General features: G+C 61.7%; 23 protein-coding genes and 1 pseudogene. 13 read left to right on the top strand and 11 right to left on the bottom strand.

The annotated features are described in order from the left end of the window. Positions 1-8: 8 nt before the first annotated feature. On the bottom strand, positions 9-1199 hold the full coding sequence (locus tag FHS92_RS14345) for an efflux RND transporter periplasmic adaptor subunit (protein ID WP_343056744.1): 1191 nt from the start codon (positions 1197-1199) through the stop codon (positions 9-11). A gap of 357 nt (positions 1200-1556) precedes the next feature. Between FHS92_RS14345 and FHS92_RS14350 the strand changes: the two genes are divergently transcribed. Both FHS92_RS14350 and FHS92_RS18685 read left to right on the top strand, forming a co-directional pair. Then, entirely contained in the window at positions 1557-2660 is a 1104-nt protein-coding gene (locus FHS92_RS14350) for an NADH:flavin oxidoreductase/NADH oxidase (protein ID WP_184081420.1), read from the top strand. Positions 2661-2736: 76 nt separating this feature from the next. Then, on the top strand, positions 2737-3477 hold the full coding sequence (locus tag FHS92_RS18685) for a phosphatase PAP2 family protein (protein WP_221231081.1): 741 nt from the start codon (positions 2737-2739) through the stop codon (positions 3475-3477). A 275-nt stretch (positions 3478-3752) separates the two neighbouring features. On the opposite strand, the gene trmB is transcribed toward FHS92_RS18685, so the two are convergent. The 10 genes from trmB to FHS92_RS14405 all read right to left on the bottom strand — a co-directional run bounded on the left by trmB (position 3753) and on the right by FHS92_RS14405 (position 11781). Further along, entirely contained in the window at positions 3753-4460 is a 708-nt protein-coding gene (gene trmB, locus FHS92_RS14360; RefSeq protein ID WP_184081421.1) for a tRNA (guanine(46)-N(7))-methyltransferase TrmB, read from the bottom strand. A 50-nt stretch (positions 4461-4510) separates the two neighbouring features. Next, a complete protein-coding gene (locus FHS92_RS14365; RefSeq protein WP_184081527.1) occupies positions 4511-4660 on the bottom strand; it encodes a hypothetical protein in 150 nt (49 codons plus the stop codon). A 37-nt stretch (positions 4661-4697) separates the two neighbouring features. Next, positions 4698-5585, bottom strand: a complete 888-nt coding sequence (locus FHS92_RS14370; RefSeq protein WP_184081513.1) for a DDE-type integrase/transposase/recombinase — start codon at positions 5583-5585, stop codon at positions 4698-4700. Positions 5586-5631: 46 nt separating this feature from the next. After that, positions 5632-6714, bottom strand: a complete 1083-nt coding sequence (locus tag FHS92_RS14375; RefSeq protein ID WP_184081422.1) for a helix-turn-helix domain-containing protein — start codon at positions 6712-6714, stop codon at positions 5632-5634. Beyond that, positions 6714-7376 (bottom strand): hypothetical protein, encoded by a 663-nt coding sequence (locus FHS92_RS14380; RefSeq protein ID WP_184081423.1) that lies wholly within the window; start codon positions 7374-7376, stop codon positions 6714-6716. The genes FHS92_RS14375 and FHS92_RS14380 overlap by 1 nt, the downstream gene beginning before the upstream one ends. A 285-nt stretch (positions 7377-7661) precedes the next feature. After that, positions 7662-7841: a hypothetical protein gene (locus tag FHS92_RS14385; RefSeq protein WP_184081424.1), complete on the bottom strand. Its 180-nt coding sequence runs from the start codon at positions 7839-7841 to the stop codon at positions 7662-7664. Between the two features lie 82 nt (positions 7842-7923). Next, positions 7924-8253 carry an FG-GAP repeat domain-containing protein gene (locus FHS92_RS14390; protein ID WP_184081425.1) on the bottom strand — a complete coding sequence of 110 codons (330 nt, stop codon included), beginning with the start codon at positions 8251-8253 and terminating at the stop codon, positions 7924-7926. A gap of 67 nt (positions 8254-8320) precedes the next feature. Beyond that, positions 8321-9526, bottom strand: a complete 1206-nt coding sequence (gene metK / locus FHS92_RS14395) for a methionine adenosyltransferase (RefSeq protein WP_184081426.1) — start codon at positions 9524-9526, stop codon at positions 8321-8323. A gap of 53 nt (positions 9527-9579) precedes the next feature. Next, on the bottom strand, positions 9580-11136 hold the full coding sequence (lnt, locus tag FHS92_RS14400) for an apolipoprotein N-acyltransferase (protein WP_184081427.1): 1557 nt from the start codon (positions 11134-11136) through the stop codon (positions 9580-9582). Next, complete coding sequence (locus FHS92_RS14405) at positions 11137-11781, bottom strand: YqaA family protein (RefSeq protein WP_184081428.1); 645 nt, start codon at positions 11779-11781, stop codon at positions 11137-11139. Positions 11782-12012: 231 nt separating this feature from the next. Here FHS92_RS14405 and FHS92_RS14410 point away from each other — a divergent pair, with 231 nt between their 5' ends. From FHS92_RS14410 to FHS92_RS14455, 11 genes and pseudogenes are all read left to right on the top strand, one after another. Beyond that, the gene (locus tag FHS92_RS14410; protein WP_221231082.1) at positions 12013-12591 is read left to right on the top strand and encodes a hypothetical protein; all 579 of its coding nucleotides are present in this window, start codon (positions 12013-12015) and stop codon (positions 12589-12591) included. Beyond that, a pseudogene (locus FHS92_RS18420) lies at positions 12588-12977 on the top strand (terminase large subunit domain-containing protein); the annotation flags it as partial. The gene FHS92_RS14410 and the pseudogene FHS92_RS18420, both read left to right, overlap by 4 nt. A 9-nt stretch (positions 12978-12986) precedes the next feature. Beyond that, positions 12987-14687: a phage tail protein gene (locus FHS92_RS14415; RefSeq protein WP_246352025.1), complete on the top strand. Its 1701-nt coding sequence runs from the start codon at positions 12987-12989 to the stop codon at positions 14685-14687. A 15-nt stretch (positions 14688-14702) separates the two neighbouring features. Next, positions 14703-15209: a DUF2793 domain-containing protein gene (locus FHS92_RS14420; protein ID WP_184081431.1), complete on the top strand. Its 507-nt coding sequence runs from the start codon at positions 14703-14705 to the stop codon at positions 15207-15209. Positions 15210-15408: 199 nt separating this feature from the next. Continuing rightward, positions 15409-16491 (top strand): OmpA family protein, encoded by a 1083-nt coding sequence (locus FHS92_RS14425; RefSeq protein WP_184081432.1) that lies wholly within the window; start codon positions 15409-15411, stop codon positions 16489-16491. A gap of 217 nt (positions 16492-16708) precedes the next feature. Further along, positions 16709-17275, top strand: coding sequence for a superoxide dismutase family protein (locus tag FHS92_RS14430; RefSeq protein ID WP_246352017.1), 567 nt, complete (start codon positions 16709-16711; stop codon positions 17273-17275). Between the two features lie 133 nt (positions 17276-17408). Then, complete coding sequence (locus tag FHS92_RS14435; RefSeq protein ID WP_184081433.1) at positions 17409-18146, top strand: Bax inhibitor-1/YccA family protein; 738 nt, start codon at positions 17409-17411, stop codon at positions 18144-18146. 120 nt (positions 18147-18266) lie between these two features. Beyond that, positions 18267-19028, top strand: coding sequence for a metallophosphoesterase family protein (locus tag FHS92_RS14440; protein ID WP_184081434.1), 762 nt, complete (start codon positions 18267-18269; stop codon positions 19026-19028). Between the two features lie 111 nt (positions 19029-19139). Then, positions 19140-20441, top strand: coding sequence for a UDP-glucose dehydrogenase family protein (locus tag FHS92_RS14445; RefSeq protein WP_184081435.1), 1302 nt, complete (start codon positions 19140-19142; stop codon positions 20439-20441). Positions 20442-20443: 2 nt separating this feature from the next. Beyond that, positions 20444-21418, top strand: a complete 975-nt coding sequence (locus tag FHS92_RS14450; protein WP_184081436.1) for an SDR family NAD(P)-dependent oxidoreductase — start codon at positions 20444-20446, stop codon at positions 21416-21418. Between the two features lie 24 nt (positions 21419-21442). Continuing rightward, positions 21443-22321 (top strand): LysR family transcriptional regulator, encoded by an 879-nt coding sequence (locus FHS92_RS14455; protein ID WP_184081437.1) that lies wholly within the window; start codon positions 21443-21445, stop codon positions 22319-22321. The last annotated feature ends 92 nt before the right edge of the window (positions 22322-22413 follow it).

Genomic DNA, 22413 nt, shown 5'->3' on the forward strand with positions numbered 1-22413 from the left:
TACAGCCGTCAACGCGTCGTGGCTTCAGCAGGAGCCGGCGTTTTCAATGGCGTCGAAGCCGGTGCGGTATTGGCCGCGCGGGGCGTAAGCTTAGTCAGGCGCGCGTTGACCGGTGTTCCGGGCTGCAACTGGGTCAGGCCATCCATAACCACGCGGTCCTTTACGCCAATTCCCGATTTGACAACGCGCAGCCCCTCTACCAGCGGGCCGGTCTCAACATTGCGGGATGCCGCCTTGCCATCCGCGCCGACAACGAACACCGTCTTGCGGGTCTGGTCGGTCAGGACCGCCTCGTCAGGGATCAGCACCGCTCTATACGATCCCGAACCCAGCAACCGGGCGCGCCCGAACATCCCGGGCACAAGGAAACCATCGGGATTGGGAACTTCAGCATGGGCCCGGATGGTGCCGGATTGCGGATCGATGGCGTTGTCGACGAAGACCATGCGGCCATGCCATCTGTATCCGGTCTCGTCCGCCAGCTGGATATCCACGGGATTGGGTGCATAGCGCGAGGATTCGCGCTGGCCCTGCTGCGCCTGCCGGATATATTTGAGATAGAAGCTTTCGGCCCCGTCGAAGCTGAACCAGATCGGGTTTACCGACACGACACGGGTCAGTAAAGTCTGGCCGGCGCTGACATAATCGCCAACAGCCACCTTCTTGTCCGACACCCGCCCGGTGATCGGCGCGCGCACCACGGTATAGCCAAGATCAAGCGCGCGTGCCTGCGCCTGCGCCCGTGCGCCCGCCAGCGCTGCGGTCGCGCTTCGCAGGGTTGCCAGCTTGCTCTCATATTCCTCGGTACTGATCGCATGTCCGGCAAGGAGCGCTTTCGCACGCGCAAGTTCGCTCTGTGAGTTGGCCAACACGGCCTCTCCACGGGCCACTTCGGCGCGGGCCTGGGCGAGGGCGGCCTGATAAGGAGCTTGGTCGATCACGAACAACGTCTGGCCCTGCCGCACCTCCAAACCTTCGCGAAACAGAACGCGCTGGATGGTGCCAGAAACGCGCGGGACGATCTGTACGTCCTGGACGGCTTCAAAGCGCCCGACATAATCGTCCCAGTCCGTAATCGTGCGCTGCAGCGGAAAAGCGACGGCTACGGCGGGTTTGGGGGGTGGAGGGGGCTCCTGCTTTCCGCATGCCCCGAGAAGGACGATGAGAAAAAGGGCGCCATTGCAGACATTCTTTCGCATCGATGCCATTTCGGTACGCGCGTCGATGAATTCAACAGTATGGTAAAAAATTGTGCGAGTGCGAATAAGTCATGTGGTCTGTTACAATATGCAATCGTTCTATTTTTATCAGCATAGATCTTGTTATGTTCTTTTCTCTGTGACGGAATGATTTGGTTCTTGGCCGATTTGGCCGATCTTCCGCAAAGGATTGCATTTGTGCACCGGCAGCAAAAAATGGCGCCCTGCACCACCGTTTGCGATGTAACCTGTTGACGCGCCGTGCGGGGCGCACCACTTGCGGGTCACGTGGCGATCCCCAGCGGTCGCTGGGCAAGCTGTTGCCGACCTGTTCGTCTGCGCCCGAAAGGATATGTCATGACCAGCCCCGCACTTTTCGAGCCCCTCGCGATCGGCAATCTTTCGCTGCGTAATCGGATCGTGATCGCGCCGATGTGCCAATATTCCGCGGTTGATGGGAACATGACTGACTGGCACCTCATCCATTTGGGGCACCTGGCGCTTTCGGGCGCTGCCCTGCTGACTATCGAAGCGACGGCGGTCCTTCCTGAAGGACGCATCAGCTATGGGGATGTCGGGCTGTGGAACGACGAAAACGAAGTCGCGATCAGCCGTACGCTGGACAGTGTCCGCCGGTGGTCGGACATAAAGGTCGGTATTCAATTGGCGCATGCAGGGCGGAAGGCTTCGACGGACCTGCCATGGACCGGGCGGGGGCAGATTCCGCGCGCGGCTGCAAATGGCTGGCAGACCGTTGCTCCGTCCGCATTGCCCATGAACCCGGGGGAGGAACCGCCACTGGCCCTGGACAAGGCGGAAATGACGCGCATTCGAAATGCCTTTGCCTCGTCGGCGGAACGGGCAGGGCGCTTGGGCGTGGACGTCGTGCAGATTCACGCCGCGCACGGCTATCTTCTGCACCAGTTCCTTTCGCCACTGTCCAACCATCGCGACGACGAATATGGCGGCAGTCTGGAGAACAGGCTGCGCTTCCCGCTCGAAATCTTTGATGTTGTCCGCGCGGCGTTTCCGGCTGATCGTCCGGTGACCGTGCGTGTTTCAGGGACCGACTGGGTAGAGGGTGGCTGGACAATTGAGGAAACGATCGCTTTCTCGCAGGCTGTCGAAGCGCGTGGCGCGGCCGCGATCCACGTGTCGAGCGGCGGCCTCGACCCGCGCCAGCATATCCCCGTCGGTCCGGGGTATCAGGTTCCGCTTGCGCATGCCGTCAAACAAGAAGTGGGCATTCCCGTCGTTGCGGTAGGGCTGATCACCGATTACGACCATGCCGAAGCAATCCTCACAAGCGGGCAGGCCGACTTGATCGCTCTGGCACGTGGTGTCCTTTATGATCCGCGCTGGCCTTGGCACGCGGCCGCGCATCTGGGTGCCCATGTCGCGGCGCCGAACCAGTATCTCCGTTCCCAACCGCACGAGTATCGCGATCTTTTCAAGGCCTGAGCTAGGCATTCGGGTTTCTGCCGCACGCCGTTACGCAAAGCGTTACGGTTCCGGTGATTGCAGGACCATCGTCGGTGTGACACATATCCCGCTGTGCCGCATCGCTTGGGAGGCTGGCCGTGAAAAATTTCCTGCGGAATGCATCTCTCCAGTCGGCGGATCTCGCAGGACGCTTGCTGCGCTGCTCATCCTCGCGCTCCTCATGCTCGTCTTAGTCGGGCTGGCGTCTCAGTTGTGGGAGCACGAGACGCTGATGTTCGATCGATGGGTGCTGCTTAGCCTGCGCGACCCGGCCGATCACCTGCTGCCCATCGGGCCTCGCTGGTTCACCAGTTTCATGGTCGATATTACGGCACTTGGCAGCATTGGCGTGTTGGCCCTAATGGCGGCGGGCGTCGCAGGTTATCTGTGGGTGGTTCAAAAGCGCAGCGCTGCCCTTCTGATTCTGGCTTCGGTGGGGTCGGGCATTGCCGTGTCGAACGCCCTGAAAATTTGGTTTCTGCGCCCACGGCCAGAAATCGTCCCCCATCTCGTACTGATCCAGACCGCCAGCTTTCCGAGCGGCCACGCCATGAACGCGGCCGTGGCATATCTGACGTTGGGAAGCGTGCTGGCCAGCGCGCAGGGGGACCGCGGCGTGCGCGTGTACATTATGAGCGTTGCGGTTGCTTTAACGTTCGTGGTCGGTTTTTCCCGGATTTATCTAGGAGTGCATTGGCCCACGGATGTACTGGCAGGCTGGACCATGGGGTCAGTCTGGGCACTGCTGTGTTCGACCCTGTCATATCGGCTGCAGCGGTCACGCAAAAGCGCATGATGCTGCATTTCTCCGCATTTGAGGCCAGGAATTGTTCTGGCCTTCGGCACGGCAAGATAACTCGCCACGTGGTTTTTTATACTCAGCGCCGCGCCCGAGCAGACGTCCCCAAACCGGCACTTTTGACGACCTTTGCCGAGGTCTGCGGAGAAACCAGCAGGACCATTGCCACAAAGGCAAAGGGCCGCCGTTCGGCGGCTAACCAAGATGTGAGTCGTCTTGGCGCGCGAGGCAGCCTGAGGATCCGCGACGCGTAATGAAAAGGTGCGGTCCTTCTAGCGGCGGCGATACCGGAAGTACCAGACTTCGTGCCCCTGGCGGCGGGCCTTTGCCTCGTAGCGCGTTTCTGGCCACCCGCCGGGACGGGTAAGGAAGTCTCGGGGCGACTCGCACAGCCAGTCGAAGTCCGTGCGGGCATTCATGACCATGAGCGCCCAGCGCAGATAGACTGGATGGTCCGTACCGAAGCGAAATTCACCGCCGGGCTTGAGCTTCGCCGCGATCAGATCGAGCGGGCCATCGTTCATCATCCGTCGCTTCGCGTGTCGGGCCTTGGGCCAGGGATCGGGATGAAGCAGATAGACGAAGCTCAGCGCGCCGTCGGGAATGCGGGCGAGCACATCGAGCGCATCCCCATGGTGAATGCGGACATTCGGGATCCCGGGTTTTTCCGCGTCCCCGTGCACATGGGCAAGCGCCGCCGCTACGCCGTTCAGAAAAGGCTCACAACCTATAAACCCGTGGTCGGGCAGCATGTCGGCCCGATAGGCAATATGCTCGCCGCCACCGAAACCGATCTCGAAATGCAGCGGGCGCGGTTCGCCGAACAGGCGCTTTGCTGTGACGGGGCCGTCTTCGGGAACCGCAATCTGGGGCAGCAGTGTGTCGACCAGCGACTGCTGAAAAGCCCGCAGGGGCTTGCCCTTCGCGCGGCCGTAGAGGCGGTTGAGCGTGGTCGGATCGCCGGATTTATAGGCTGTCATCCGGGCGCGCTAGCCGAGCACGCGCGGCGGAGCAAGAGTGATCCGCAGCGTTAGCCCCGACAGCGCTTGCCCTGATATTCCATGCGGTTCTTAACGAAGGCTGTGCCATTCCAGCGCAGTACTGGGAAGCAGAAGCCTGGGCCGCCGACTGAAACGTCCGGCCAGCCGCCAGCACCTTTCGTTTTCAGGAATTCGACCATGCCCTGATTGCTATCGACTACCTTCCAGGGTAGTGTCTCAGTTTGAATTTTCCAGCGCCCGCTTCTTGTAAGGACCGCGAGCCTTTGGAGCGGGTGCCATTTCGTCAATCTTTGCGATTACATCATCAAGTGACCAAAGGCGGTCAGTGATCCCCGCTGCCATAGCAGGCGACATACGCAGCGTCTTGTGAATGCGGGTGAAGTTATAAAACACGAAATAGAGCGCCAGCGCGTGAATGTGGTTATCCAGCTTCTTTGAGAACGCATTGGTCAGACGCGTGAAGCGGCGCATGGACATACGCATAGTGAGATTCTGACGCTCGACATAGGACGTGCTGACATGGGCAATGTCGGGATTGCCTTCCACGCGCTGCTTGCGAGCGCCGATGCACTCCGCAGGGCTGTAGCGGCCCGGTGCTGTGATTGTTGGGCCATATAGCTTCACAAGCTGAGCGAAGTCCACGTCGCTACCGAAAGCGCCCTCTACGGCCTCCAGATATGCCTTATGCCCGTCTGTGGTAAGCTGCACCCGATTTGCCAGACGGTCGCGCAGATCGTCCATAAGCACCATTGCGCTTTCGCCTGAACGGTCGCCAACGTAGAACGACACGATCAGCTTGGTATCCGCATCAATCGCAGTCCATGTCCAAACGTCGCCTGCGCCTTCCGGTGCAGCTTTGGCCGTCGCTACGTTCTTTTGCTTCGCATGACAGAACGACCAGATCTCATCACACTGAATGCGCGACGCCTTCACGTTGCGGACAGTCTCGTCATGGATGGCAAGGCAGGCTTCTCCAGCCTCAACAAGCAGCTTTGAAACTGTGTTGATCGACACGTCTGCCACGCGGCTGATCGAGCGCATGGACGAACCTTCGCAAAGCATTGCGAGAATTTGAGCGCGCTTGGCACGGGGTAGCTTGTTCATACTCATTTTAGTATGAACTTTTATGCTTAGTGTCAAGCATATTAATTCAGATTACAAGCCGTAGCGTTGGTTTTGACGCTCCGATTTCAGAGCCAAAGGCTTCCGCTGCCAACCCAAAGACGAGATCATGAAATTCATCTTCAGGAATATTAATAGACTTCGCAACATCGGCCCTAGTGATCCTATCATTCCAATATTCTTTGAATACGGTTTTCCATATTTTGGAAGTTTCGAAAGGCATTGGGTCTGGCTCTGATGTTCTGCTTCCCTCCTTATTCATTTGGATAAAATATGAACGAGCCTGCCATTCCGTTATCATCTTCAACTTTGACAGTTGGAAAGTTAAAGCTGAAAGGGAAACGCCCCACCGCTTTTTATATTTTTGTATTTCAGCGAGAGAGCTGACACGCGTGATGCGGCTTCTAACGTCACTTGGAGGCATTAAAAAACTTCCGGCAAACGCATTTGCCTCTGGCTCTGCAGATTTATGTTTTGAGCCTCCGTGTTGGTGCATACAAAGGTGGCCCAGCTCATGAGCGGCGTCAAATCTGCTGTGCTCGGACGACTTTAGCGTATTTAAGAACACATATGGGATTCCAGATCGCCATGTCGAAAAAGCATCAACACATTTGGTCTTTTCGGTCAAAGAGTAAACCCGAACACCTTTAGCTTCTAAAAGGTCTATCATGTTGCCGACTGGCCTGTCCCCAAGGCCCCAGTGCGCACGCAAAGTTGCGGCCGCTGATTCCGGTGTCGGTTCATGGCTGAGATTAGGAAGATCAACTTCGGGAAGACCGAAATCCTCTTCAATTTTATCGGACACCAAGAAAGCTAGCGAAGCGGCGGCAAGTGCGCGGGAGCGCTGCTTTGCTGTCATGGCTTTTAGGCTGCGGAAACTAGCATCTTCTTTATCGACTTCATCCAAATCATCGCCATAGAAAAATTCTATCGGGTAATTCAATGCTTTAGCAAGTGCTTCGACGGTTTCCTCTTCCGGTTGGTTATTTCTGTTTTCCAGACGCGACAATGTTACAGGGCTGATACCAGCAGCGGCGGCCAGTGCCTGACTCGACATTTCGCGGCGGCTCCGAGCTAATCGAAGCCGCTGGCTGTTGAAATCTTTCGGCATCACTTTTTCTTTATAACGGGGGTAATCTCAAACTTGTCATCGTCGCCATCGTCTTTGCGAGAGCCAAACGAAGGGGCAAACTCGCCATATTTGAAAATCTTAATGCGCTCATGAAACCCGTCAAATTTGTCTTCATCAACTGCCTTTGGGTGAGACAATTCACAACACAAAGTGCCGTCGGTGGCAATGGATACCATCAAATACCAGCATTCCGCTCTTGCAATGGCACTTATCCTTGCCACTTTCGCGGCTTCTTCTTCTGCCATTTCGGGAAACAAGAAACCCGTACCCGACTCCTCAATCAGCTTCTTTTTTCCATCGCCAATTTTAGATTTTGGTTGCGGGTCTTCTGTGCCACACGCCTGATCGACCATCTGGAAGAAGATTTTGCGCCCATACGCAGCATCAAAGACACCCTCCATATTACTCACGGAGAAAATCTCGTAATCAACAACCGTCGAAGAAAGCAGCACCTTACGCAGAGATTCGACGCCAAAGATATATTTGAGCATCCCTTCGGCGGTTTTCGGCTGAAGCCCCGACGCCAGATTGCGCCCGTGGATTGCGCCTTCGCAAATTTCCGACACCATCGAGACATCCATGCCAAAATCATGAAGCCTGGATTTTACTTCGATTTCATCAGAACGGACGATGTCAGCCATAGAAATATGCCTTGTTAATTTTCAATCCCTCATTTGTGGCACAGAAAATTAACAAGCGCAAACTTTATTTGCTCCAACGCTTAGCCGCGGCCTTCCGCGCAATCTCCACCCGCCGCTCCGGTGTCATATTCTCAGCGCGCTTCTTGCCGCCCAAGCTACCAAGTTGGGCGGCGGCGCTCTTTGCGTCTGTTGCGTCCTCAATCTCGCCAGTAGCGATCTTGCCTATCATCACAGCAAGGCCAATTGCATCGGCTGGGCGCTTCTCTCCGCGTGGGCCTTTAGGCATTACTTTTCTACCACCGCAGCAGTCGCGCCTGTGTCGTCATTCACGATTAACGCACGATCCGCACCGTGACGGATCAAACCGTCAGCGGCGAACCTTTTCACTTTTTCCAAATCACCAGCGTGCGGCGTCGTGCCCTTGCGAATTTCACCGCTGTAATATTCTACTCGATAATACGCCATGCAGCCTCCATGCTTTCCGCTAAGCATACAGGAAGCGACGGCTGGATGCGATAGGCTAACCGTGAAAATTCAAACTGAGACACTACCCCTTCCAGGCACCATTTGCCTGCTTCGAAAGGATCCAGTAGCCATTTCCGGTATTGCCGTAGCAGTAGGTGCCGCCTTCGTTGACCACGGCGTCCGGCCGTCCATCGCCGTTGATGTCGCGATATTCGTCTATCGATCCTGGCATATAGGAAGCGGACGGGTCATCGCGCCCGCATTCGCTGCGCCAGGTTGTCCCCTTCTTGGCGAAGCCAGCGGCCTTGTAGATCGCTATCTGCTCGGCAACAGAAGGCGTGGCGGCGGGCGCCGCCTGTGCCGCAGCGACGGGACCCAACATAAGGGCGGCGAAGGCAGGCAGAATACGCATTGGCTGTTCTCCCATGTCGGTCGATTCGCGACAGATTAACATAGGAGAGCGCCAAACCGGAAAAGGGTCAGACCGCGGCCTTCAGTGCATCGACAAGATCGGTTCTTTCCCAAGGGAAGAAGTCGCCGTCCGCCTTGCGGCCGAAATGGCCATAAGCAGCAGTGGGACGGTAAATCGGCTTGTTGAGGCCGAGATGGGTGCGGATGCCACGCGGCGTGAGATTTCCCAGTGCCTCGATCTTGCCGATGGCTTCTTCGAGCTTTGAGTCGGGTACGGTACCGGTGCCGTGGGTGTTGACGTAGAGCGAGAGCGGCTTGCTCACGCCAATCGCATAGGCGAGCTGGATGGTGCAGTGGGTGGCGAGGCCTGCGGCGACAATGTTCTTGGCCAGATAGCGGGTGATGTAGGCAGCGGAACGGTCGACCTTGGTCGGATCCTTACCGCTGAATGCCCCGCCGCCGTGGGGTGACGCGCCGCCATAGGTGTCCACGATAATCTTACGGCCGGTCAGCCCGGCGTCGCCGTCAGGTCCACCGATTTCAAAGCTGCCTGTCGGGTTAATATGATAAACGGTTTCGTCGGAGATCAGTGCGGCGGGGATGACGTCCGCGACAACCTTCTTCACATAGGCATGGAGTTCCGCTTCCTCGGCGCCCTCGTCATAGCCCGGCGCGTGCTGGGTGGATACGACGATGGCAGTGGCGGCGACAGGCTTGCCGTTTTCGAAGCGCAGCGTAACCTGGCTCTTCGCGTCGGGTTCGAGGAAAGGCGCGGCGCCACTGTGGCGATCGGCGGCCATCTGCTCAAGGATCTTGTGGCTGTAATAGAGTGTGGCGGGCATCAGGTCGGGCGTTTCGTCGCAGGCGTAGCCGAACATGATGCCCTGATCGCCCGCGCCTTCATCCTTGTTGCCCGACGCGTCGACGCCCTGTGCGATGTGGGCGGACTGGCCGTGGAGGTGGTTGTAGAACGTGAAATTCTGCCAGTGGAAGCCATCCTGTTCGTAACCGATGGCGCGGACGGTCTGGCGGACGGTGGATTCGATTTCCTCGAGGGCGCCGGGGGCCCAGGCGCCGTTTTCGTAGACGCCCTTGCAGCGAATTTCACCAGCAAGAACAACAAGTTGCGTAGTCGTCAAGGTTTCGCAGGCGATGCGCGCTTCCGGATCCTTCGACAGGAACAGATCGACGATCGCGTCCGAAATCTGGTCCGCGACCTTATCGGGATGGCCTTCGGAAACGCTTTCGGAGGTGAAGAGATAGTTCTGGCGCATATCGGGTTCCGTTCTCGTCGTACGCTACATAAAGAAAAGTTTATGTGCGCCCTTTAGCGGCTCCGCCGCGCGCTGACAATCGCGAATCCGACGAGGCTCAGTGCGAGCAGCAGGGGCAGGAGATTGCCCAGCTGCGCGAACAGCGTGGGCGGTGCGGCGGGCGGCAGGGCGCCATTGATGGCGCCGGGGCGGTGCAACGGGATGCCGGCGAGCAGGCGGCCGCGCGCATCAATCACCGCCGATATGCCGGTGGGGGTGGAGCGGATGATCGGCATCGCCTCTTCCACGGCGCGCAGCCGGGCCTGTGCGAGATGCTGGGGCGGTCCCCAATCGCCGAACCACGCGTCATTCGACGGATTGTAGAGGAAATCCGGTCGGTTGGCGCGGTGAACGACTTCCCCGGAAAAAATGATTTCATAGCAGATCTGGACGCCCATCTTGAGCGAGGGACGACCCGCCACGCCCGGCAGGAGCAGGCTGCGCGGGCCGGGGCCGGGCCAGAAATCGGCGTCGCCGGGCACCAGGCGCGAGAGGCCGAGCGGCTGGAGCAGCGCGCGCATCGGCAGATATTCGCCATAGGGGACGAGATGCGCCTTGTCATAGCGGGCGATGAGGCGCGCATCCGGCGTCAGCACCCACGCGCTGTTGTTCGCGCCGATCAGGGTGCGATCGGCGTAGAAGCCCTTGCGCTTTTCCTTGAAATAGACCTTCGCACCGCCGGTCATTAGCAGATCGTGCGGACCCAGCAGACCGGCCACGCGATGGCGCCATTCCGGCTCCATATCGAGCCATGCGGGGATCGCCGCTTCCGGCCAGAAGATGAGGCGGGGGCGGGTGGACGGCGTCCCGGTCAGACCCCCCAGCTTCGCGAAGTGGCGCTCTTCGGCCTGCTCTTCGTATTTTTCGTCTTGCCCGATATTGGGCTGCACGACGGTGATTGCCGTGCCTGTCGCGGCGCGGGGCGCAGGGCTGGTCCATTGGCCGAGTGCGGCAGCAAGGAGGACCGGAAAAAGCGCGGACCCGGCGGCAAGCCAGTGCCGCCGCGCCAGCGCGAGCAGGGATCCCGCGGCGAGCACCGCCAGCGCGCCGAGACCATAAGTGCCGATGAGCGTGGCGGCGTGCTCGATCCCGGTGTCGAGCCAGATGACGCCAAGCGGGTTCCACGCAAAGCCGGTGAAGATCGTCGCGCGACCCATTTCGGTGAGCAGCCAGAGCGCGGCGAACAGCGGCACAGCGGGAAGCGCGGGCCAGCGGCTCCGTGCCCAGACGAGGCCAAGCGCCGCGAGGCCGGGATAGACGGCAAGGTACAGCGAGAGCGCGAGCACCGCGAAAATGCCGAGCCAGTGCGGCATCGCATCCTGAAAGGTAAAGGCGTGAGCAATCCAGTTGTTGCCGACTGTGAAATGCCCGACGCCGAAGAGCCAACCTAGTGTGAAAGCATGGCGGAGGGGGTGGGATTTGGGGTTCGGAGCGGGCTGTTCGAGCAACCAGAGCAGCAGGGCAAAGCTCGCGAGGGTGAGCGGCCACCAATGAAGCGGCGCGAAACCGGTGGCGGCGAGCGCCCCGACCAGCAGCGCGAGCAGGCGCGGGTGAGTGGCGAGTCCGCCCATCTATCGGACGGTGGCGGGTGCGGACAGGGTCGCGCGCGAACAGGCGTCATCCTTCTTGCCGCCGCCGCTCAGCAGGCTGACGGCGAGGAAACCGCCGACGAGCAAGGCGAGAAAGGCTCCTGTGACGAGCGCCAGATATTTCTCGATAAAGGGTTTGATCGTCGCGCCATATTTCCAGAACAGCGCGCCCACGAGCATGAACTGGAACGCGCGCGACAGGACGCTCGCCCAAAGGAACGTGAAGAGGCTCAACCCTATAAAGCCCGCCGTTATGGTGATGAGCTTGAACGGGATGGGCGTCGCGCCCTTGATGAGGATGATCTCCGCGCCATATTCGCGCAGATAGCAGGCGGCGACCGGGAATTTGGCGGTCAGGCCGAGGACCGAAAGCAGGCTTGCGCCGACGCTGGCATAAAGGAAGTGACCGATCGCGTAACCGAGCAGGCCACCCAGCACGGACGCGAGCGTGCAGACGACCCCATAGCGCAGTGCCTTTTCCGGCCGGGCCAGGCACATGAGGCCGAGCAGCGGGTGCGGGGGGATGGGGAAGAAACTCGATTCCATGAAGGAAATGACAGCGAGCCATCGCTCTGCGTGGCGATGGGCGGCCTTGGCCAGCATCCATTGGTAGAGACGGGTAAGCATCGGGAGCGGCCCTAGCCAATTTCCAGCGCCTAAGCCAGCGGAAAGGGAGAAGGGACACGAACGCCTCACTCGCAGGATATAACCTATTTGGTAAATAAATCTTGACATCGTCACGCTGATGTGGAACAAGAAGGGACAGTCGGAAAATGTGAGTCGCGACGGACGGTCGCAAAAGGGGCGGGCCTGCGGGTCGGCCTCTTTTGCATCATGCCTGCGCGGATCGGAGGAACGGTGGCGGGACAGTCGGGTGAGAAAGGGACGGAAAGCGGCAAGACCCTGCATCGGTCGCCACGCCGATATGGGAAACCGGGCGTTCAGTGGCGCAAAGCCCATCAGGACGGATGGACGCCAGAAAAGCAGGCAGAGTTTCTGGACGTGCTGAGCGCAACGTCGAACGTGACGGAGGCAGCGCGGGCCGTGGGAATGTCGAAATCGGGCGTCTATGCCCTGCGGCGGCGCGACGCGGCGTTCAACCAGGGCTGGAGAGGCGCGCTGGAGCTGGCTTACGCCGAGCTGGAGATGCTGCTGCTCCGCAAGGCGATCCACGGGACCGAGCAGGTGCAGACCGTCCCGGACGAGGATGGCGAAGGGGTGCGGACGGTCAAGACCGTGCACAGCTATCCGCTTGCGGTCGCGCTGCGGTTGTTCCTGGCGCATGGCAGCAGCGTCGCGGCGTTTCGCAGCGAGCAGGGTATCGACGGGCCGGGGAGCGAAAGCGCGCTCGCCGAAATCCGGGAGAAATTCGCGCTGATGCGGGCGCGCAAGGCGTCGTCGGAATCCGGTGGGGATGACGGGACCGGGGCGGCATGACGCGATCCTTGTGGGAGGAAGTGGCGGACTGGCCGGAGGGCTGGGCCGAGGCCTTCCTGGCGCAGCTGACCGAGGACGCGCGGCGGACCCTGCTGCACGACTGGCCAAGCCATGCGCGCGCGGCGCAGCTGCCGCCGCAGGGGCGGTGGCGGATCTGGATGATTATGGCGGGGCGCGGTTTCGGCAAGACGCGCGCCGGGGCGGAATGGGTGCGGTCGATCGCGGAGAGCGACGGGCGGGCGCGTATCGCGTTGGTCGGCGCGAGCCTGGCCGAGGCGCGCAGTGTAATGGTCGAGGGGGAGAGCGGCCTGCTCGCCATCGCGCCGCCGTGGAACCGGCCGATCTGGAACCCGGCGTTGCGGCGGCTGGCGTGGAAATCGGGCGCGCACCGGGGCATGGCCTGTGTGGTGTTCGAAGATCTGCAACTGGCCGATTTCGGCAATCGCATCCCGTCGCTGACGTTTGAGGTGGTGGCGGATCCGGGTGTGGTGGCGGTTGACGCGATCGCGACGGAGTTGAGCGGCGGAGCGATCGGGCAGGACGAGAGTGCTGCGCGGACGATCGGCGGCTATGCGGCCAGCGGGAGGAGCGTGGCGGACGCGCTTGCGCCGCTCGTCCAGGGCTATGACCTGGCGCTGCGGGAGGATGAGGACGGCCTGGGACTGGTGGGAACCGGAACGGGCGTGTCCGTGACAGTTCCGCACGACTGGCAGGCCAGGATCGTCAACGGCCGCAAGGCGGAAACGGCCAAACGGAGCCGGGACCGGTCCGACCAGGTGCCGGTGCGGTTGTCCGTGCGCCACTATGACAGCGCGCGCGATTATCAGGCGGGCGTGCAGACGGCGGTGCGGGCCGGGCCGGGTCAGGGTGAACAGGGCATCGACCTGCCCGCCACAATCGATGCGGGGTCGTTGCGCGCGCTGGCGGAGGAGCGGTTGCAGGGCCTGTGGACGGGGCGGTCGCGGATCGAGCTGCGCTGCGACTGGCGGGCGCTGGAGATCGTTCCCGGCGACCGCGTCCGGATCGCCGGGCAGAGCGGCGACTGGCGCGTCGAGCGCAGTGAGTGGGAGGCGATGGCGGTGACGCTGCGGTTGCGGCAGATCGCGGCCGGGCCGGTCGATGTGCTGCCCGCCGGGTCGGGCGCGGCGGTGGCGCAGAGCGATGTAGCGCATGGCGCGACGCAGATCGCGGTCGTGGAGCTGCCCGCGATGGGTGACGATCTGATCGCCGAGCCTGTCGTGGCGGTCGCGGCGAGCGGGGCTTCGGCGGGATGGCGCCGGGCGGCACTCTTTACGGAGGATGCGCTCGGGGGGCTGACAGCGCTGCGGCCGACGGCCTTGCCCGCGACGATGGGGCGGCTGGTTTCGGGTATGAGTGCCGCGTCGGCCCTGCTGGTGGACACTGTTTCCGCGCCGGTCGTGGAACTGGTGTCGGACGCGATGCTCCTAACGGGAGCAGACGATGCCGCGCTGGCGGCCGGTGCGAACTTGGCGATGATCGGCGACGAACTGGTGCAGTTTGGCCATGTGGTGCAGGTCGGTGCACGGCAATTCCGGCTGGAGCGGCTGTGGCGTGGACGGCGGGGGACGGAACCGGCGATTGCCGCGCATGGCGTGGACACGCCTTTCGTGTTGATCGAGGCGGAGCGGCTGGCGCTTTTGCCTGCGACGCAGTTGCATCCAGGTGACCCGGTGCGCGTGCGGGCGATTGGCATCGGCGACGCTGTCCCGGTCCATGGCGACCGGACCGTGACCGGGATCGCGATGCTGCCGGTGGCCCCGGTGCATGGAACCGTGGAACCGGATGGCGCAGGTGGCAGGTTGTTCGCCTGGGTGCGGCGGAGCCGTAACGGCTGGCGCTGGCGCGACGGTGTGGATGTCCCTCTGGGCGAGGAGCGTGAGGCCTACGCGCTTGTTCTGAGCCGCGCGGGGACGGTGTTCCGACGTGTCGAGGTGGCTGCGCCGGGCTGGTCCTATGATGCGGCGGCGATGGCCGCCGACAGAGCCGCCGGGCATGGCGGAGCGGCGGTAGCGGACATCCGACAGATCGGCACGCATGGGCTCAGCCCCGCGCTTTCCATCGCATTTACCCTTTGATCAAAGGAGGCCGCTTTGGCTGAAGACACGACCGACCGTCTGGGCTTGCCGCTGCTCCATGCCGCGCAGGCGCAGAAGGAGATTTTCCACAACGAGGCGCTGCTGGCGCTCGATCGGCTGGTGCACGCGCGTATGGAAAGCGCGACCGTGGCAACGCCGCCCACCAGCCCGGCGCCCGGTCAAAGCTGGATTGTTCCGCCGAGCGGCGCGACCGGCGCCTGGGCGGGGCAGGGAAACAGGATCGCGAGCTGGAGCGTTTCCGGATGGCGCTTCACCCTGCCGGTCGCGGGGATGGAATTCACCGTCGCAGACGAGGGGCAGGCGCGGCGCTGGTCCGGGACGGACTGGGTGCTCGGCCCGGTACGCGCCGACGGCTTCTACCAAGGGGGCAACCGCGTGGTCGGGGCGCAGCAGGCGGGAATTTCCGCCCCAGCGGGGGGCGCGGTTATCGATGCAGAAGCCCGCCTCACGCTGAATGCGGTGCTCGGAGTGTTGCGTAACCATGGCCTTATTGCGCTGTGACAATTGTGGGGAGAGCATAAGCAGGAAATACAGCAAACGGGTCGAAAAAGCCGTCATTTTGCGGACAAAGCGTTAGAGACGCAGGCTCCAAAGCGTGACATTTGAGCAACAAATGGAGCAATTGCTGTCTTGCCATGAAACTTTCGAAGGGGTAGAGGGTTTCCGCAGTCCTTGGTGACCATTTTGAAAGGGGAATATTATGCGGAAGCTTGCCTTAGCTGCAGCTCTTGCGACAACCGCCTTGGCCTCTCCGGCCCTTGCGCGCGATAACAGCTGGTACATCGGTGCCGACGCTGGCGTGATGAAGGTGGAGGACATCGACATCAACGTTGCGGGTGGTACCGTTAACGATGCCGTGGCCAACTATAATACCGGCTACGATGTCGACGGTGTGATCGGCTATGATTTCGGCATGTTCCGCCTTGAAACGGAAGTCGGCTTCCGTCGGGCCTACACCGACAATGTCGATTATGTTGGACTGTCGAGCACGCGCGGCAATGTCCGTTCGCTCAGCTTCATGCTGAACGGCTTGCTGGACTTCGGTCCGGATGACGGGCTGCAGGGCTTTGTCGGCGGTGGTGTCGGCGTAGCGCGCACGCACCTCTACACGCTGACGACTGACGATTCGGACACAGGCTTTGCCTGGCAGGCTCTGGCGGGCGTTCGTTTCCCGCTGACCAGCCATCTTGACGCGTCGCTGAAGTATCGTTTCTTCAACCATGATGATATCGGTCTTCGGACGAACGGCATCAATCAGCCCGGCGGCACCGCTGCTGCGGGTACTCCTGTCGATGCGCGCCTGCGTACACACAGTGTTCTGGCGGGTCTGACGTACAACTTCGGTGAACCGGCTGCGCCTCCGCCGCCGCCCCCGCCGCCCCCGCCGCCTCCGCCTCCCCCGCCTCCCCCGCCGCCTCCGCCGGTGGTTGAGTGCACCCCTGGACCGTATATCGTGTTCTTCGAGTGGGATAAGTCGGACATCACGCCCGACGCCGCGACGATCCTCGACAATGCGGTTTCGGCTTATGGCAACTGCGGCAGCGCTCAGGTCATGCTGGCCGGTCACGCTGACAAGTCCGGTGGTCCGGCTTACAACGTGGGTCTCTCCCAGCGTCGTAACGACTCGGTCAAGGCTTATCTGACCTCGAAGGGTATCCCCGACGGCGTCATCACCAGCCAGGCGTTTGGTGAAAGCAAGCCCCGCGTCGAGACCGCTGACGGCGTTCGCGAACTGCAGAACCGCCGGGTGGAAATCACCTACGGTCCGGGTTCGGGCAGCTAAGCAACAAAAACAGGGTGAGCCTCGGTTCACCTGTTCGAAATGGGAAGGGGCCGGTCGAAAGACTGGCCCCTTTTTCGTATGTCCGATGAAGGGGAACTGTCGGCTGCCGATGAGCGCGCTCACGGGGCGGCTGGTCTCGCATTGGCTGTACAGAGGTTGGTGATCCCCCTCGCCCCATCTAGGAGTGTGCAGCAACACGCCTATTTTGGAGATGTCTATGGCCAGCCGGATGATCCACCACGCCTTTTTCGGCGCGAGCCTGATTGCCGCTATCAGCGTTCCCGCTCTTGGTACCCAGACGCTTTCGGCAATGGTGTCGCCTCCTGCCGACCGACCCCAGGCGACCGCTTCCCTCTTGGCAGCTGATGGGAGCGCACGCGGAACGGTCACTTTGGTGCAGACATCGGACGGGGTCGACATTGCGGTCAAGGCGAGCGGGCTGGCGCCCGGCACGCATGGCATCCACATCCATACGGTGGGCAGTTGCACCCCGCCCGATTTCGCGAGCGCAGGGGCTCACTGGAACCCGACCATGCACCAGCATGGCGTCAATAATCCCGAAGGCCCGCACCGCGGCGACATGCCCAACCTGATCGTGGACGCCAAGGGGATAGGGACGATGGACTTTTCCATTGCCCGTGCGACGCTGAAAGGTGGGGATGCCCCGTTGCTCGATGCCGATGGCGCGGCGGTCGTGATGCACGCCGGACCGGATGACATGCGGACCGATCCGTCGGGCAACTCCGGCGGGCGCGAGGCGTGCGGCGTGATAACCGCACAATAGCGTTCGCGCGCTCCTGACTTAATATTATAGGGTGGGCCAGGACGCTGTTGCGCGGTTTTGCTTGAAACCTGAGCCCGACAGTCCGATATTAGGGAGTAATCCGGCGTTTGGGCCGGAGGTTGGGAGACTTTACATGGCTAACTGGTCTGATCCCCGGACGACGGCGGCCGGGTTCGGTGGAACGCCCACCGGCGCCGTTGCGGACCGGATCGATGCGGGACTGCGGTCCTACATGCTGTCGGTTTACAATTATATGGCGAGCGGCGTGCTGCTGACCGGCATCGTCGCCATGCTGTTCGCGCAGAGCGGAATGGCGGCGCAGGTGCTCGGAGGGCCTGGCATTCTCAAGTGGATTATCATGCTGGCGCCGCTCGGTTTCGTGATGACGCTGAGCTTCGGCATCAATCGCCTGTCCACGACGACGGCAAAGGCCCTGTTCTGGGGCTATGCCGGCGTGATGGGGCTGTCGATGGCGTCCATTTTCCTCGTCTACACAGGAACGTCGATTGCCCAGACCTTCTTCGCGACGGCCGCCGCTTTTGCCGGGTTAAGCCTGTTCGGCTATACGACCAAGCGCAACCTGTCGGGCTTTGGCACCTTCCTGATCATGGGCGTGGTGGGTTTGCTGGTCGCTTCGCTGATCAACATTTTCCTGCGTTCGCCGGTCATGGATCTGGCGATCAGCGGCATCGGCGTGCTGTTGTTCGCGGGCCTGACCGCCTATGACACGCAGAAGATCAAGAGCATGTACAGCTATGTCGCGGGGACGGACATGGCTGCCAAGTCGGTGGTGATGGGGGCGCTGAGCCTGTATCTCGACTTCGTCAACATGTTCCTGTTCCTGCTGCGGTTCATGGGCAACCGCGACTGATCGGATCGGGTTAGAGTATCCAGAAAGGCCCGGCGGAGCGATCCGCCGGGCTTTTTCATGCACTGGGTGACTGCATTCTAGCGCCTTCATTTGCGCCGGCGCCTCTGCTACGCTTGGCCGATGATGACGCCGTGGGGGCACTTCCGCAGGAAACGTACGTTCAACAGCGAAGACGTGCGCCTCTATGCGATCGGCGATGTGCATGGCTGTTTCGACCTGCTCGTCCACCTTCTCCAGCGGATTGAGGCAGACCAGGCGGCACGTACGCCAGTCGAAACGCGCATTGTGCTGCTGGGCGACTATATTGACCGGGGGCCGCAGTCGCGGGATGTGTGCGAGCTGCTGTTCAGCATGGCTGGATCGAAACGGGTCTGTTGCCTGAAGGGCAATCACGAAGAAACGATGCTGGATGTTCTGGCCGGGCAAGCGGAAGCGCTGCGTTTTTGGCTGCAATATGGCGGTGCGGAAACGTTGCGCAGCTGGGGCATCAGTAACGGACTGATCGAGCATGCGCGCTTGAGCGAGCAGGGCGAACAACGGCTGATGGCGGCATTTCGATCGGCCGTCCCGATCCATCTCATCAATTGGATGCGCTATCTCCCGACACGATATGCCGTCGGCGACTATCTGTTCGTGCATGCGGGGATCCGACCCGGCGTCAGGCTTGAGCGCCAGAACGAGCGCGACCTGATGTGGATCCGCGAGCCGTTCTTGCGCAGCCGTGCGCGACATCCCGCGATGATCGTCCATGGCCATAGCGAACAGGACGATCCGCAGGACCGACCCAACAGGATCGGTATCGACACTGCCGCTTATCGCAGTGGCGTTCTGACGGCGGTCGGCATAGAGAATAATGCCCGCTGGTTCATCCAGACAGACTGACTTCCATCAAGGCGTCGGTCGGATAGTCGGGTTAACGCTGCCGTTGAGGCTTTCCCTGCGCCACTTTTTGCGTGTATTGCGCAGGTGCGAAATGGCTGCAGGAGAAATGCATTGCGGATAACGATGATCGGTTCGGGCTATGTTGGGCTGGTATCGGGCGCATGCTTTGCCGATTTCGGGCATGATGTGGTGTGCGTCGACAAGGATGCCGCCAAGATCGACGCATTGCTTGCAGGGAAAATGCCGATCTACGAGCCGGGGCTCGATCATCTGGTGTCGAGCAATGTGGCCGCCGGGCGGTTGCGCTTCACAACCGATCTGACCGAGGGCGTGCGGGGAGCCGACGCGGTGTTCATTGCCGTCGGTACGCCGTCGCGGCGCGGAGACGGCCATGCGGACCTGTCCTATGTCTATGCGGCGGCGCAGGAAATTGCCGGGGCGCTCGATGGCTTTACGGTCATCGTCGACAAATCGACCGTGCCGGTGGGGACGGGCGATGAGGTCGAGCGGATCATCCGCGAGGCCAATCCCGATGCGGATTTCGCGGTGGTGTCCAACCCTGAATTTTTGCGCGAGGGCGCGGCGATCGACGATTTCAAGCGACCCGACCGGATTGTCATCGGCGGGGACGATCCGCGCGCGCTGGAAGTGATGCGGCAGGTCTATCGCCCGCTGCACATCAACCGTTCTCCCATCGTCGAGATGAGCCGCCGGGGTGCGGAACTGACCAAATATGCGGCCAACGCCTTTCTCGCGGTCAAGATCACCTTCATCAACGAAATCGCTGATCTGTGCGAGAAGGTCGGCGCGGATGTGCAGGATGTCGCCCGCGGTATCGGCCTCGACAACCGCATCGGGGCGAAGTTTCTGCATGCCGGGCCGGGCTATGGCGGCAGTTGTTTCCCGAAGGATACGCTCGCCTTGCTCAAGACGAGCCAGGATTATGACGCGCCGCAGCGGATCGTCGAGGCGGTGGTCGGTGTCAACGACAACCGCAAGCGCGCGATGGGGCGCAAGGTCATTGCCGCCTGCGGGGGGGATGTGCGCGGCAAGACCGTCGCCGTGCTCGGGCTGACGTTCAAGCCGAACACCGACGATATGCGTGACAGCCCGGCGATTGCGGTGATCCAGACCTTGCAGGACGCGGGGGCAAGCGTACGGGCCTATGATCCGGAAGGTATGGAACAGGCGAAGCTGGTGCTCGACGGTGTCGCCTATTGCGCGAACGCCTATGAGGCGATGGAGGGCGCGGATGCGCTCGCGATCGTGACCGAGTGGGATGCGTTCCGCGCGCTCGACCTGGGCCGCGTCAAGTCGCTGCTGTCCGCGCCCATCCTGGTCGATTTGCGCAATATTTATCCGCGGGATGTCGTCGAAAAGGCTGGCTTTGCCTATCATGCGGTAGGGCGCTGAGCGTGACGGCACCGGTTCTCGTCACCGGAGCGGCGGGCTTTATCGGTCATGCGACCGTGCACCGCCTGTTGGCGCGTGGCGAACGGGTAATCGGCATCGACATCGTCAATGATTATTACGACCCGGCGCTGAAAGAGGCGCGGCTGGCGACCTTTGCCGGGATCGAGGGTTTCACGTTCCACCGAATGGACATCGCCGATGCGGAGGCCGTGGCGGCGCTGGTGCGCGCGCATTGCATCACGCGCGTCGTGCACCTCGCCGCGCAGGCGGGTGTGCGGTACAGCCTCGAAAATCCCTTTGCCTATGAGCGGTCGAACCTCGCCGGGCATCTCTCCGTGATGGAAGCGTGCCGCCATGCGGAGGGCTTCGAGCATCTCGTTTATGCGTCGTCCAGCTCGGTCTATGGCGACCGGCCAACGGGGGGCGCGGGCTTTCGCGAGGATGATCCGACCGTCAGCCCCGTCTCGCTCTATGCGGCGACCAAGCGCGCGTGCGAACTGATGAGCCACAGCTACGCGCATCTTTATGGCCTGCCGCAGACGGGGCTGCGCTTCTTCACCGTCTATGGCCCGTGGGGCCGGCCGGACATGGCCTATTTCAGCTTTACGCAGAAGATTCTGCGCGGCGAGCCGATCGAGGTCTATGGTGAAGGCAAGATGGCGCGCGACTTCACCTATATCGACGATATTGTCGACGGCATCATAGGCGCGCTCGATCATCCGCCTGCGGCGAAGGACCATCGCGTGCTCAACATCGGTGACAGCCACCCGGTCGGGCTGCTCGACATGATCGAGACGCTGGAACGCGCGATCGGGCGGACGGCGGAAAAGATCATGCGGCCGATGCAGCCGGGCGATGTGACGGCGACCTTTGCCGACGTGTCGCGACTCCGCGCGCTGACCGGGTATAAACCCAAGGTGATGCTGGCGGAGGGATTGCAGCACTTTGCCGACTGGTATCGCGGCTATTATGGCTAGGCGCAGCGGGCGGGGGGTGGATCGATGCAGATCCGCCTGATCCGCTACTTCCTGGCGCTGGTGAAAGAGCGGCATTTCGCGCGGGCAGCCGACGCCTGTGGCGTGACGCAGCCGACTCTGTCGGCGGGGCTGACCGCGCTGGAGCGACAGATGGGCAAGCGTCTCGTGGTGCGCGACCGGCGCTTTATCAGCCTGACGCCGGAGGGCGAGGCGATGCTCCCCTGGGCGCAGCAGATGCTCGCCGCGCAGGAGGGCATGAATGCGGCTGTCGGCGGGGTGCGGGGGCCTTTGACCGGCGAGTTCCGATTGGGCGCCATCCCCGCCGCGCTGCCGTGGACGGGGCGGCTGGCGCAGGCGCTGCTCGCCGCGCAGCCGGAGCTTGACCTATCGATCCGGTCGCTGACGTCGCGCGAGATCGTGCGCGCGCTCGCCGCGTTCGAGCTGGATGGCGGCATCACCTATCTCGATCATGAGCCACCCGCCGACGTCATCCGTGTGCCGCTTTATGCCGAGCAATATCGCGTGCTGCTACGGCGCGATGTGGCTGGGGACCGCACGGACATCAGCGTGGCGACGGCCGCCGATCTGCCGCTGTGCCTGTTGCATCAGGGGATGCAGAACCGGCGCATATTGGACGCGCGCATGGCGGAACGTGGTCTGATCCTCCGGCCGCGCGCGACGGCGGATTCCTATGTTGCCTTGCTGGCGTTGGTGCAGGATGGGCCGTTCGCGACGATCATTCCCGACAGCTACGCCCGCCTGCTGCCCGATTTGCCCTGGGCGTCTATCCTCCCCTTCTCCGATCCCTTGCCGTCGAGCACGGTGGGACTGGTGGTGCTTGATCGCGAGCCGGTCGCTACCATGGCTTGCGCCGTCCTGGCGGCAGCGCGAAGTCTCGCATGATAGAGAAAATCTATCACCCATGCGCCGGATCGATTTGACGCAGCCATCCTAAAAGAGGAAAATCCCGCTTCCACGGCGGAGATTTTCCAGTG

It is taken from the genome of Sphingobium subterraneum (assembly GCF_014199435.1).
Lineage (GTDB): Bacteria > Pseudomonadota > Alphaproteobacteria > Sphingomonadales > Sphingomonadaceae > Sphingobium > Sphingobium subterraneum.